This window comes from Ruegeria sp. AH3 (genome assembly GCF_056536265.1).
Map to the genome: position 1 here is coordinate 59254 of NZ_JBQFJL010000002.1, position 12409 is coordinate 71662.

A 12409-nucleotide genomic window follows, 5' to 3' on the forward strand; every position below is an offset into this window, starting at 1 on the left:
GCCGGATCTGCATCAGTCGAATTCAGCCTTTTACCGCACCGGCCGTGAGGCCACTGACGATCTGCCGCTGGAAGAACAGAACAAGGAAGAACAATGGGATCAGCGCGCTGACCGCTGCAGCGACAGCGAACATCACGTCCCCGGTTTCGCGCACCGTTCCAAGGAAACTCGCAATTTTTGGAACCATGGTCTGGTTTTCAGAACTCAACAGAACCGCGCCAATTGCAAAATCATTGTAAGCCAGCAGGAAGCTGAACAAACCCGTGGTAATCACACCCGGCCACATCACTGGGATGATGACATGCCGAAACGCCTGAAACCGCGTGCAACCATCCACCATGGCACTTTCGTCCATGTCCTTGGGGATGTTCAAAAAGAACGAATGCAGCATCCAGAGCGTAAACGGCTGGTTGATCGCCACCAGAACGATAACCGTTGTCCCCAGCTTACCCCAGACGTTCCACTCAAAGAACGGCAGCAGGTAGCCCGAAACTAGCGTGATATGAGGCATGGCCCGGAAAACCAGCGCCGCCATCAGCAGCCAAAACGCGTATCTGAAACCTGAGCGTGCAAGGGCATAGCCCCCCAAGGTGCCAAAGGTCAGCGAAATGATGACCGTGAAGAATACGACAATCGCCGTGTTGATCGAGTTGCGCCAGAACTCCTGCTCAACCCATGCGCCAAGATACCCGCCACCCGTAAACGCGCTGCCGGTTTCAGCCGTGGTCATCACACCGTAGACGGCGTTGGTCCAGTCAGCTTTGGAAAAGAAATCGGCCTGAACTTTAAACGACCCCCAAACAGTCCAAAGGAAAGGCCCAGCAGCAATGAGAATCCACAGAACCACGAAGCTGCTGGTGAACCAGATCAATCCTTTGGAACGTCTGTCAGCGACTGATGTTGACATGATCAGGCCCTCTTCCGGTTAAAGTCGCGCCATGTGCGGATCAGCACAGGGGTGAGTAGGATGGAAATACCGATGATTGTCAGCAAAGACGTTGCTCCGGCAGAGCCGAACAGCTGGACGTCGCCACCTCGCAGGTCATTGAAGATGATCCACGACAACGACGTTGCCTTGGCCGAAGCCGAGAACGCGACGATGGGTTCAAACACGCGGAAATTATCCATCAACTGCATCAGGGTGATAAACACCACCAACGGCGCCATATAAGGAATGACCACATATCGGATGGCCTGCCAACGCGAGGCGCCGTCAATCTTAGCCGCCTCAAGCGTTTCTTTCGGAACTGTCTGCAAACCAGCGTAGAAGACGATGAAGCTGAAGGGGGTCGAACTCCAGATCCCGTAGACGATCAGCATAATCCAAGTCAGCGGCGTTGAGGCCTTCAGGGACAGGTTCGGATCGTCGAATATCTTTTGCAAAGTTGCGCCGATAATCCCGTCCGCATCCACCATCCAAAACAGGATAAGTGCGCCAATCAGCGGCGTCACAATCATAGGCAGCAGCGAGACAAAAATGGTCGGCCCCTTCAATAAACGTGGCAGATTGTTCACGGCCAGCGCCACACCTAAACCCAGCACGATCACAAACGGGGTCACGACAGCGGTGTAGGTCAGGGTAAAGATCAGGGCTTTGTAGAAGGGCAAGTTCAGCAACTCGCCCATGAAGTCGCCGATTGTCTCGGTTTCACTCCAGGCTACGCTGACTTCTTCAAACGCCAGATGTTTCCGGTTTGTATAGGTTCCCAAACCGTTAAATCGGCCCAGAGGCGCCTCTGCCTGCAGCGCGGCTGTCGCCTCATTGTCGACCTGCAAAACCGTTTCGCATTTGAACGGTCCACAGTTTTCGACCTCGATCATGATTTGCTCGTGCTCAACGAACAGAGACTGCACCGCCACCGATACGATGGGCAAGGCAATGAAAAAGATCATCGCGGCCAATGATGGCAAGATGAACCAGAAGAAAGTGCGATGTTTCATAACCCGGCACCTATGTCAGCTTCGCGGCTTGGGGGAAGCCGAGGCGGGACGACCCGCCTCGGGCATGGCTCTTACAAATAGCCGGCCTCTTTGGCCGCCGCGATGTAGGCGGCTTCGATGTCTGCCAGAGTCTGCTCGGCGCTTTCATTGCCCTGCAGGAAGTCGGGCAGTTCTTCGTAGAACGCCTGATGCAGCAAGCCCATGTATGGCAGCATCGGGTAAGGATCGGCCCCGCCTGTAGCCGTCGCAGCAACGCCTACTGCAGCCGGGCCAGGCTTGTAGGAATCCATCAGCCAAACTGCGGCATCGTTGTTCTCCTCGACCATCGCGGGTGAGATACCATGCATCATCGCGATAAAGGTCGCTTCGGCATCTTCGTCAGAGATGTTTTTTGAGATCGTAAACCCATCCCACCAAAGCGTGGAGGACGGAGTATCACCGCCTGCAACGGTTGGTGCCCCAGCCAAAACAGTGTTTTCAGCAACACCTTCGGCAGCGCCCTCACCGCCCAGAAGCTCGCCGCCGCTGGATCCCCAAAGCTGGGCAATGGCGAGATCACCAGATTTCCAGATCGGAACAACAGTTGCGGTGTTGTATGTCAGGAAGTCGGGGTTCGACAGCGACACCAGCTCTTTCATCATGTTCAGGGTCGCGACGCCCGCTTCGTTGTTCACTGCTGGCTCTGCTGTGCCAGGCTTGAAGAATTCACCGCCGTGACCAAGATACATGTTCACGAACTCTTCACCCAGGTTCCAGTCGGACATGCTGAGGAAGGCAAACGGGTGCTCCATGATACCCGCATCCTTGATTGCCTTACCGGTTTCGACAACCTCCTCCCAAGTCGTGGGCACGGGTTTGCCGACTTGATCCAGAATATCCTGACGCACGAAGAGGTGCTGCGCGTTAGCCATGAAGGCAATCGCCATGATCTTACCGTCAATGGTGATCAACTGGTTCTTGCTGAGAGCCTGGCCATGTTTGGCAACCAAGTCATCCAGCGGGCGGATCAGGCCTTCGTTGAGAAGCGGAACAATTGACGAGTTCGCAACCACAACCGAGCTGTACTCGGCCGGATTGGCCGTCAGCGCCTGAACATGGAAGTTACGGAAATCCTTGTTGTGGTTTGCCCCGACAGTGACACCGCCCGCGCATTCTGCCGCCGTGGACGTGATCGCCTTGAGCGCCGGGAAGTCATTCGCCAAGACATTGACGTTGCCACTGGCGATTTCACACTCTGCATAGGCAGCCGTGGCCATCATGGCCGCGACTGCACCAGCAGCGAAGTTTCTAATCAGATTCATTGTTATAAACCCTCCGGTTGGTTCATGTGCAGGCGCCGACCTGCCAAGTCTTATTGTTTTGACTTCTATTCATCTGTTGTGCATTCGCATTCATCATTATGACAATTTATTCTCATATGACAAGTTAATCCTTTTGAGCGCAGCATAATCATGATTTACTTGAATTTATAACTGATATTGCCGTCAAAGTTTGCGATGAACGCATCGGCATAGAAAACTTACGCTTGCTATTTTTCCGAATCTTTGGCAACAATTTTGAGAACGCATGCAATGCTTGGAGCAGACATGGCCGAGATTCAGCTGAAGAACATTTCAAAGCGGTGGGGGTCATTTATTGGCGTGCACAACTTTGACCTGACAATCGCGGATAAAGAGTTTCTGGTGCTGCTCGGCCCGTCTGGTTGTGGCAAGACGACAACAATGCGCATGATCGCTGGACTGGAAGATGTCACCGAAGGCGAGATCACGATTGACGGTCGAGTTGTGAACGATCTGGACCCGAAGGATCGTGACGTAGCGATGGTGTTCCAGAGCTATGCGCTCTACCCCAATCTGGATGTTTACGAGAATATCCGCTTTCCCCTGAAGGTTCGGAAAACGGACCCAGCGACCCATGACGAGCGCGTCGAACGAGCAGCCGAGATGGTCGAACTCACTGAATTCATGCATCGCCGCCCGGCCGAGTTATCCGGCGGTCAGCGACAGCGGGTCGCCCTGGCACGAGCTATTGTGCGAGAACCGAACGTGTTCCTGATGGATGAACCGCTATCCAATCTCGACGCCAAACTGCGTGTTTCCACACGCCATCAGATCAAGAACCTCAGCCACGAACTGCAGGTCACGACAATTTACGTGACCCATGATCAGATCGAGGCAATGACGCTGGCAGATCGGGTCGTCGTCATGAACAAAGGGGTGGTTCAGCAGGTGGGCACACCCACTGACATCTATGACACGCCAGCAAATACATTCGTAGCCAGCTTCATCGGCAGCCCTGCAATGAATCTGCTTGAAGGCGAAGTGAAGAACGGCGTATTCACCGGCGAAAATGTCCGGATCGAGGGTCTGCAGACCAATCACCAGGGCAAGACGACGCTGGGCTTTCGCGCCGAAGACGCCAACCTCGACCCTGATGGGACATCCGCTGCCCCGCTGTATTCACTAGAGCTGCTTGGCGACGCAACGATTGTGACCCTGAAACTTGGGGGTACGATTGCCTCGGTTCGTGCGGGCAAAGATTACCGGGCCGAGATTGGAACACCAGTGAACGTGAATATTCCCGCATCTGTTTGCCATCTGTTCGATGCCAACTCAGGGGAACGCCTGGACTGAGGCGACCACGGCGCAAGCCGCCACGTGACCAAAAGTGCTTACAGGTCAGCCAGATAGGAGAATGCTGCCATGAAGGGGTCTCGCCCTGAACAAGCCGTGCTCAGCCGCGATACGGACATGAACAAGACCGCGGAAACGCGTGCTGTCATCGAAGGGATGGTAGATGGCCTGAATGATCACCGTATCAGCGACATCGGAGAATTCTTTTCCGAAGGCTTTCGCTGGATGGGCAATACCGGCTGTGGCACCAAAAACGGCTTGAAAGAGTTCCAGGACAATTGGCAGCGCCCGTTTCAGGCAGCGTTTTCGGACAAGATCTGCGTCGATGAAGCCCGCCTCTACATGGGAGAGTGGGCCGCGGCCTTTGGCCGTCAAGAAGCAACTCATTCCGGTGAATTCATGGGTCTTGCACCGACCGGGAAACGGGTCGAGATCCGGTATATGGATTTCTGGAAAGTCGTGGATGGGAAAATTGTCGACAACTGGGTGATGGTCGATTTTCCGCATGTGCTGGCTCAGCTGGGGCATGATGTGTTCGCCGGAATGGGTTGGGAATCTTACGATCGAGGTGAGGCGACGCCGCCACGGCCCGACGGAGGCGCATGATGGCATCCGTCCTGGAACTGGTAAAAGGCATGGAACAGGCGCTCGGGCGGTCCGAGACCGACATGTCGCCCTGGTTTCACGAAGACTTTGTCTGGGACGGTAATTCCGGGTGCGGCCGCAAATCCGGTCTCCATGAGTTCCAGAAAGGATGGCAGGAGCCCTTCCGCACCGCCTTCGGCAATCGCCAGTTTGACACAACGGTGTGGCTTGAGGATAGCGACTGGGCGGCCTGTATCGGCACCTGCCATGCAACCCATGCCGGTGACTTCATGGGTATCCCGGCGACGGGTCGCCCGCTGCGTATTCCATATGTGGATTTCTGGCAGGTTCGCGACGGGCGCATCGCCTATAACAAAGTGAATGTCGATCTGGCCAGCGTTGCCGCCCAGTTGGGATGGGACGTGTTTGAAGGCAAGGGCTGGGATCGGCTTGACCCGCCTGTCGCACGCCTGTGGCGGGGAAAGCAGGGCCAGGGCGCTTCTGCACGCCCGCTTGATGTTGTTCAGGCGATGGAAGCGGCCTTACAACGTTCTGACGTCGATGTCTCGGAATTCTTCCATGAGGATTTCGTTTGGGATGCCAACTACGGCTGCGGCCTGAAACACGGCCTCGAAGAGTTTGAAAGCGGTTGGTATTCGCCGTTCCGCGAGTTTTTCGGGAACCGGGATTTCGTGACCCCTCATTTCATGCAAGACGGAGACTGGGCCGCTTGTTTTGGGGCCTGCCATGCCACGCTTGAACGTGACTTCATGGGCATCAAGGCCACCGGGCAGAAAATCCGCGTCCCTTACATCGACTTCTGGCGCATCGAAGGGTCCAGAATCGCCGAGAACATTGTGCGGGTCGATTTTGCCAGCATCGTCGAACAACTAGGGGGCGATGTGTTCCGTGGCAGAGGCTGGGGCTTCGAAGCACCCGTTGAATATAGCGCACATCCTACGGCCTAGGAGGCTGATATGACAATCGAACACCTAAAAACCAGCAAACCCTCAGAAGCGCGCGCCGAAGATGACGCCAAGGTGCGCAAAGTTGTCGAAGGGACGCTGTCCGACATTGAAAATCGCGGTGACACAGCCGTCCGGGAGCTGAGCGAAAAGTTCGATGGATACAGCCCGGCGTCGTTTCGCCTGAATGCCTCCGAGATCGAGGCGGCGATGCAGAAGGTCTCGACCCGGGATATGGAGGACATCAAGTTCGCCCAGACCCAGATCCGCCGATTTGCCGAGGCGCAGCGGGCCTCGATGACGGATATCGAGGTCGAAACCCTGCCGGGCGTCATTCTGGGCCATCGCAACATCCCGGTGCGGTCAGTTGGCTGCTACGTCCCTGGCGGTAAATTCCCGATGGTGGCTTCAGCCCATATGTCCGTGCTGACCGCGCAGGTGGCGGGTGTGCCACGCATCATCGCCTCGGCCCCTCCGGTCGATGGCGCGCCACACCCCGCGATTGTCGCCGCAATGCATATGGGCGGTGCGCATGAGATTTACGTGCTAGGCGGAATTCAGGCCGTAGGCGCAATGGCGATAGGGACTGAAACCATTGATCCGGTTCACATGATCGTCGGTCCAGGCAACGCCTTTGTTGCTGAAGCCAAACGGCAATTGTTTGGCCGCGTTGGCATCGACTTGTTCGCGGGTCCGACCGAAACCATGGTGATCGCAGATGAGACGGTCGACGCCGAGATGTGCGCCACCGATCTGCTGGGTCAGGCGGAACACGGGTACAACTCACCCGCCTGCCTGATTACCAATTCGCGCAGCCTAGCCGTGGACACCTTGTCCGAGATTGACCGGCTTTTGAAAATCCTTCCAACGCGCGAAACCGCGTCGGCTTCGTGGGAAGATTATGGCGACATAATCCTGTGCGATACGCATGAGGAAATGCTGCAGGTCGCCAATGACATGGCTTATGAACACGTTCAGATCATGACTGATCGCGACGACTGGTATCTGGACAACATGCACTCTTACGGGGCGTTGTTCCTCGGCCCCCGCACGAACGTCGCCAATGGCGATAAGGTGATTGGCACCAACCACACGTTACCCACGAAGAAGGCAGGCCGTTATACGGGTGGGCTATGGGTCGGTAAATTCTTGAAAACGCACAGCTATCAGAAGGTAACCACTGATGAGGCCGCAGCGCTGATCGGCGAATATGGCTCACGCCTGTGTATGCTGGAAGGTTTTGTCGGGCACGCAGAACAGTGCAACATTCGCGTGCGCCGCTACGGAGGTCGCAACGTGCCTTATGGCGCGCCCGTTGTTCCGGTTGAAGCTGCGGAGTAATCCATGTCCATCCACATGACGAACCGCGAATTTCTGGCACCGATGCGGATGGCGTTATACGACTGGGACGACGCGGCCATTCGGCGCGCGTTGGACACGCTCTGTTCTCCGGATGCGGTGTTCCATTGCTGTCATCCTTTCGGCGATCAGATCGGACCGGCAGCGTTTTTCGACAACGTTCTGACCCCGTTGCGACACGCATGGCCTGACGCCGAAAGGCGCGAATGGCTGATCATGGCTGGCGAAGATGAGCACGGCAACAACTGGGTCGGCTGCGGCGGGCACTACGTTGGCACCTTTGTGGGTCCATTGCTGGATATCCCGCCTTCGGGTCACTTGGTTCATATGCGGTTTCACGAGTATTACTGCATCGTGGACGGCAAAATCACCGAGATGCAGATGATCTGGGACTTGCCCGAGGTGATGATGCAGGTCGGTGCCTGGCCGATGGCTCCATCGCTTGGGGCCGAGATCTTTATTCCCGGCCCCGCAACGAGTGATGGCCTGTCTCACGGACCGCATGCTGAAGCTGACAGCAAAGCCAGCCGCGACCTGATCGTGGATATGCTGGACCACATGAAACGGCATCCGTCGCAGGGCGGGCCCGAAGTGATGGAGATGTCGCGATTCTGGCATGAGAACATGAATTGGTACGGCCCGGCCGGAATCGGTACCTGCCGGGGCATTCTAGGGTTCCGCAACTGGCACCAGATCCCCTTCCTTTCCGGCATGCCGGATCGCGGGCAGTATCTGGACGAGATCACCTATCACTTCTTTGGCGACGGTCCCTACGTCGCTGTCACGGGATGGCCCGACATGGTGCAAACAGTCACACATGACGGGTGGTTGGGCATCGCACCATCTGGCAAGAAAATCACCATGCGCAGCCTCGACTTCTGGCGGATCGCCGATGGGCGCATTCGCGAGAACTGGGTCATGGTCGATATACTGGACGCTTATCGGCAATTGGGGGTGGACGTCTTCCGACGTTTGCGCGAGTTCAATAAGGCCCGTGTCCCGGGCCGCGTGCCCTTCCCAGTTGGAGATATCTGATGAACTTGCCCCCTGCACCGTCCTTTCGCCTAGATGGCAAACGCGCCCTTGTGGCCGGAGCCTCCTCGGGCATCGGACTGGCCTGCGCCACCGCATTGGCCAGCCATGGGGCAGAGGTAACACTGGCTGCGCGGCGCGAAGACAAATTGACCGATCTTGCCGACGCTTTCGCAGCAAAGGGCTGGAATGCAAACACACTTGCCTTGGACGTAGCTGACATCGCTGCAACCGAGGCTGCTGTGGGCACTAACGGTCCGTTTGACATCCTGATCAACTCAGCAGGTATGGCCCGGCACAGCCCGGCGCTGGAAACCTCCGAGGCTGATTTTGATACGGTCAGCGATCTGAATTTCAAAGGGGCCTACTTTCTGAACCGCGCGGTGGCGCGCGACCTGATCGCGGCGAAAAAATCCGGTAGCCTGATCAACATCACCAGCCAGATGGGCCAGGTTGGCGGCATTGATCGCGCGGTCTATTGCGGTACCAAACACGCGGTCGAAGGATTTACCAAAGCTATGGCCATCGAATGGGGGCCACTGGGCATCCGCGTAAACACGCTCGCACCAACCTTCATCCGCACGCCTTTGGGGGAACAAACACTGGCCATTCCTGAAAGACGGGCCTGGATCGAGGAAAAAATCAAGCTTGGCCGCGTGGGCGAGCTCAGTGACATCACCGGTGCTGCCCTCTACCTGGCGTCGGATGCCTCAAGCCTTGTCACCGGCACTTCCTTGTTGATCGATGGCGGATGGACGGCAGACTGATGGCAGAGAAAGTTACATCCTTCGACGTTGCCCGCCTTGCGGGTGTCAGCCAATCAGCGGTAAGCCGAGTGTTCACCCCCGGTGCTTCAGCATCAGCCGCAACGCGCAAGAAAGTCAAAAGAGCCGCCGAAGAACTTGGGTATCGACCCAATACGCTGGCGCGAGCAATGATCACCGGAAAAAGCCGGATCATCGGCGTGGTTGTGGCCTATCTTGAGAACCAGTTCTATCCAATGGCACTGGAATACCTCGATCGAGCGCTGAAGGAGCGCGGCTATCATATCCTGCTGTTCATGGCCAAGAATGACGAAAGCGTACCCAAGATCGTCGAGGATCTGCTGTCTTTTCAGGTCGACGGCATCATCACAGCCTCGGTCGACATGTCCAACGATATCGCCAAGCGTTGCGACGACGCAGGTATCCCTGTGGTCATGTTCAATCGGGGCCAGGTTTCCGGTAATCTGGCACAGGTCACATCAGACAACATACAGGGCGGGCGCACTGTCGCGCATTTCCTGGCGGGCGGTGGCCATAAGAAGATTGCGCACATCTCAGGCTGGCAGGAGTCCTCGACAGGTGTGGATCGCATGCGGGGGTTTGTGGACGGACTGAAAGAGCACGGCCTTGAACCATTCGCAATCGAAGACGGCAAGTACAATCAGGAAACCGCCTCGACCATCGCGCGCAAGCTGTGCAGCGCTTCGGATCGGCCCGACGCGATATTTGTCGGCAATGACCACATGGCGTTTGCCGTTATGGATACTGTTCGGTTCGAACTTGGCCTGTCTGTTCCTGGTGACATTAGCGTCGTCGGCTACGACGACGTGCCTATGGCCGCCTGGCCGGCCTACGACTTGACGACCATCAGGCAACCAATCAACCAAATGGTTTCTGCCACAGTCGATGTTCTTCTGTCGCGCATCGAGGATGGCACCGCATCTGAGACCATTCAAATACCCGGCCCGCTGAAAATGCGCGGTTCGGCCCGAAAACCAAAGGGCTTTACCCCATGACCTATGCGAACAAATGGAAAGACTTTCCGGACTACATTCTCGGGATCACGAAAGAGATCTGGGAAGATCGCGGAACTGAGACGTTAAACCGCTATTATGCGCCTGAGATCCCGGTGCGCACCCCGATGGGTATCAGCCATGGCAATCAGACTGTGATCGCATCAACGATGGCGACCTGCCATGAATTCCCGGATCGCCAGCTATACGGTGAAGATGTAATCTGGTCCCACTCGGATGAACACGGTCACTTGTCCTCTCACCGGCTTCTAACAACTGCGACCCATCTGCAGGATGGTCAGTTCGGGAAAGCCAGCGGCAAGAAGTGGGTGGTCCGGGTGATCGCGGATTGCGCAGCAAAAGGCGAAACGATCTATGACGAGTGGTTGGTGCGCGATTATGGCGGACTTGTACGCCAACTAGGTCTGGAGCCCGAGGATTATACACGCGACCTGATCGCCTCAGAAGGCGGTCCGGAAAAGGCGAGCCGCCCCTTTTCGCCTGAGATTGATGTGGACGGTGGCTATCACGGGACCGGCAACAACAACGAATGGGGCGCACGCTATGCCGAGACGCTGACGCGCATCATGGACAAGGATTTCAACCATATTCTTGCTGATTATGATCGCGCCGTGATCGGTGAGTACGCTGGTTCAAAACAAGCCATTGGACGCGAAGCGGTCAGCGAGTTCTGGATTGGTCTGCGGTCCTCGTTCCCGAATGCGACGTTCAAAATCCACCATCAGATCGGCATGGACGGCGATATGATGCCGCCAAGAGCTTCGGTGCGCTGGTCTTTGGACGGCACCCACGATGGTTGGGGCGCTTTCGGTCGGCCAACCGGGGTCAAAGTACACGTGATGGGCATGTCCCATGCAGAATACGGCCCATGGGGCCTGCGTCGGGAATTCAGCCTCTATGACGAAGTTGCAATCTGGAAACAGATCCTACTGCAAACTGGAGATGTCTGATTGATCCAGGCGGGTGCATATCTCGATGCCAGCCAAGCCGCGAAGCGCTTTCACGCGCACCGTGCGAGCCTGCGCGCGCGGCGGTTGAACAACCGACCTCCGGGACATGGGGTTTGATCCCACAAACCCCCGAAACCAAGGAGATAGCATCATGAGCACCATCCAAAACCGCATCGTTCGCTATGGCGAGCTTCAGCCCTGTAAAACCGCCTTTATCGACGCCCACACACCCGGATCGGATCAGAAAGAGAACTTCACCATCGTCGGTGGCGGCGTATCGGAAAGCCCCGACCAGCACGTCCACATTACAGACAAGATCGGCTTTAACATTGGCGCAGCGGGGCAGCCCCCGAAATGCCGAAACTCATTGCACAGTCATACCACGGCCGAGGTCTTCTTTGTCGCCAAAGGCCGCTGGCGGTTCTTCTGGGGCCGTTACGGCACAGCGGGCGAGTTCATCGCCGAGGAAGGTGACATTTTCAACATCCCGACCGGTATCTTCCGCGGGTTTGAAAACGTTGGCCAGGACTATGGAATGATTATGTCGATCCTCGGCGGTGACGATGCGGGCGGAGGGGTGACTTGGGCGCCTCAGGTCATCGAAGACGCACAGGCACACGGGCTTATGCTGGGCGATAACGGAGTGCTTTATGACTCGAAGAAGGGTCAGGAACTGCCGCACAACGTACGACCCATGCCGCTGCTGAGCGACGAACAGCTCAAGGAATATCCCGAGGTTCCTGTCGAAGATGTGGTCGGAAAATACGTCGCGCGCTATTGGGACTTGATGGCGCTTGCCGCCGACAAACCCGCTATTGTGATCGGCGAGAATGGGATCATAAGGGACAAACCCGGGTTTGAGGTCGATTTCCTGACCCGCGGCTCCAGCGTGGATACTCTGGTCGAAGCTGTGAAGCCGGTGGTCCTTATGCCTGCCATCGGCCATTGGCGGATCGCTATCAACGATGTGGTGACCACTTTGTCCGGTGGCGACACCGCGCTGGTTCTGCCCGGCGAACGCTACAGCGTGGCACCCTCGATGACAGGCCAGGCGGGTTTGTATCGCATCACCGCAACGGATGATCCAGCGGGCGCGACCTGGATCGGCATTTGACCCACCGGGCGGTGGTCGGAAGAAAGCCGGTC

12 protein-coding genes are annotated in these 12409 nt (G+C 56.7%); 9 read left to right on the plus strand and 3 right to left on the minus strand.

Annotated features, from left to right (window positions below; all coding sequences use genetic code 11):
- Positions 1 to 22: 22 nt before the first annotated feature.
- The 3 genes from ACR3EM_RS17870 to ACR3EM_RS17880 form a co-directional block, all read right to left on the minus strand.
- On the minus strand, positions 23 to 907 hold the full coding sequence (locus tag ACR3EM_RS17870; protein ID WP_480471990.1) for a carbohydrate ABC transporter permease: 885 nt from the start codon (positions 905 to 907) through the stop codon (positions 23 to 25).
- Positions 908 to 909: 2 nt separating this feature from the next.
- The gene (locus ACR3EM_RS17875) at positions 910 to 1941 is read right to left on the minus strand and encodes a carbohydrate ABC transporter permease (RefSeq protein ID WP_480471991.1); all 1032 of its coding nucleotides are present in this window, start codon (positions 1939 to 1941) and stop codon (positions 910 to 912) included.
- 71 nt (positions 1942 to 2012) lie between these two features.
- Positions 2013 to 3242 carry an ABC transporter substrate-binding protein gene (locus ACR3EM_RS17880; protein WP_480471992.1) on the minus strand — a complete coding sequence of 410 codons (1230 nt, stop codon included), beginning with the start codon at positions 3240 to 3242 and terminating at the stop codon, positions 2013 to 2015.
- Positions 3243 to 3527: 285 nt separating this feature from the next.
- Here ACR3EM_RS17880 and ACR3EM_RS17885 point away from each other — a divergent pair, with 285 nt between their 5' ends.
- The 9 genes from ACR3EM_RS17885 (at position 3528) to ACR3EM_RS17925 (ending at position 12377) form a co-directional block, all read left to right on the plus strand.
- Entirely contained in the window at positions 3528 to 4574 is a 1047-nt protein-coding gene (locus ACR3EM_RS17885) for an ABC transporter ATP-binding protein (protein WP_480471993.1), read from the plus strand.
- Positions 4575 to 4643: 69 nt separating this feature from the next.
- Positions 4644 to 5180 (plus strand): ester cyclase, encoded by a 537-nt coding sequence (locus tag ACR3EM_RS17890; protein ID WP_480471994.1) that lies wholly within the window; start codon positions 4644 to 4646, stop codon positions 5178 to 5180.
- Positions 5180 to 6127, plus strand: coding sequence for an ester cyclase (locus tag ACR3EM_RS17895; RefSeq protein WP_480471995.1), 948 nt, complete (start codon positions 5180 to 5182; stop codon positions 6125 to 6127). The genes ACR3EM_RS17890 and ACR3EM_RS17895 overlap by 1 nt, the downstream gene beginning before the upstream one ends.
- Positions 6128 to 6136: 9 nt before the next feature.
- Positions 6137 to 7465 (plus strand): histidinol dehydrogenase, encoded by a 1329-nt coding sequence (hisD, locus tag ACR3EM_RS17900; RefSeq protein WP_480471996.1) that lies wholly within the window; start codon positions 6137 to 6139, stop codon positions 7463 to 7465.
- Positions 7466 to 7468: 3 nt separating this feature from the next.
- Positions 7469 to 8518, plus strand: a complete 1050-nt coding sequence (locus ACR3EM_RS17905) for an ester cyclase (protein ID WP_480471997.1) — start codon at positions 7469 to 7471, stop codon at positions 8516 to 8518.
- Entirely contained in the window at positions 8518 to 9282 is a 765-nt protein-coding gene (locus ACR3EM_RS17910) for an SDR family NAD(P)-dependent oxidoreductase (RefSeq protein WP_480471998.1), read from the plus strand. The genes ACR3EM_RS17905 and ACR3EM_RS17910 overlap by 1 nt, the downstream gene beginning before the upstream one ends.
- A complete protein-coding gene (locus ACR3EM_RS17915; RefSeq protein ID WP_480472896.1) occupies positions 9279 to 10295 on the plus strand; it encodes a LacI family DNA-binding transcriptional regulator in 1017 nt (338 codons plus the stop codon). The genes ACR3EM_RS17910 and ACR3EM_RS17915 overlap by 4 nt, the downstream gene beginning before the upstream one ends.
- On the plus strand, positions 10292 to 11263 hold the full coding sequence (locus ACR3EM_RS17920; protein ID WP_480471999.1) for a nuclear transport factor 2 family protein: 972 nt from the start codon (positions 10292 to 10294) through the stop codon (positions 11261 to 11263). Before ACR3EM_RS17915 ends, ACR3EM_RS17920 begins: the two co-directional genes overlap by 4 nt.
- A gap of 151 nt (positions 11264 to 11414) precedes the next feature.
- Positions 11415 to 12377: a cupin domain-containing protein gene (locus ACR3EM_RS17925; RefSeq protein WP_480472000.1), complete on the plus strand. Its 963-nt coding sequence runs from the start codon at positions 11415 to 11417 to the stop codon at positions 12375 to 12377.
- Positions 12378 to 12409: the final 32 nt, after the last annotated feature.

What these genes read in the sequence shown, in the direction of transcription:
- ACR3EM_RS17885 (WP_480471993.1), top strand. Translation starts at nt 3,528, where the DNA reads ATGGCCGAGATTCAGCTGAAGAACATTTCAAAGCGGTGGGGGTCATTT.
- ACR3EM_RS17905 (WP_480471997.1), top strand. Translation starts at nt 7,469, where the DNA reads ATGTCCATCCACATGACGAACCGCGAATTTCTGGCACCGATGCGGATG.
- ACR3EM_RS17925 (WP_480472000.1), top strand. Translation starts at nt 11,415, where the DNA reads ATGAGCACCATCCAAAACCGCATCGTTCGCTATGGCGAGCTTCAGCCC.
- ACR3EM_RS17890 (WP_480471994.1), top strand. Translation starts at nt 4,644, where the DNA reads ATGAAGGGGTCTCGCCCTGAACAAGCCGTGCTCAGCCGCGATACGGAC.
- ACR3EM_RS17895 (WP_480471995.1), top strand. Translation starts at nt 5,180, where the DNA reads ATGGCATCCGTCCTGGAACTGGTAAAAGGCATGGAACAGGCGCTCGGG.
- hisD (WP_480471996.1), top strand. Translation starts at nt 6,137, where the DNA reads ATGACAATCGAACACCTAAAAACCAGCAAACCCTCAGAAGCGCGCGCC.
- ACR3EM_RS17910 (WP_480471998.1), top strand. Translation starts at nt 8,518, where the DNA reads ATGAACTTGCCCCCTGCACCGTCCTTTCGCCTAGATGGCAAACGCGCC.
- ACR3EM_RS17870 (WP_480471990.1), bottom strand. Translation starts at nt 907, where the DNA reads ATGTCAACATCAGTCGCTGACAGACGTTCCAAAGGATTGATCTGGTTC.
- ACR3EM_RS17880 (WP_480471992.1), bottom strand. Translation starts at nt 3,242, where the DNA reads ATGAATCTGATTAGAAACTTCGCTGCTGGTGCAGTCGCGGCCATGATG.
- ACR3EM_RS17920 (WP_480471999.1), top strand. Translation starts at nt 10,292, where the DNA reads ATGACCTATGCGAACAAATGGAAAGACTTTCCGGACTACATTCTCGGG.
- ACR3EM_RS17875 (WP_480471991.1), bottom strand. Translation starts at nt 1,941, where the DNA reads ATGAAACATCGCACTTTCTTCTGGTTCATCTTGCCATCATTGGCCGCG.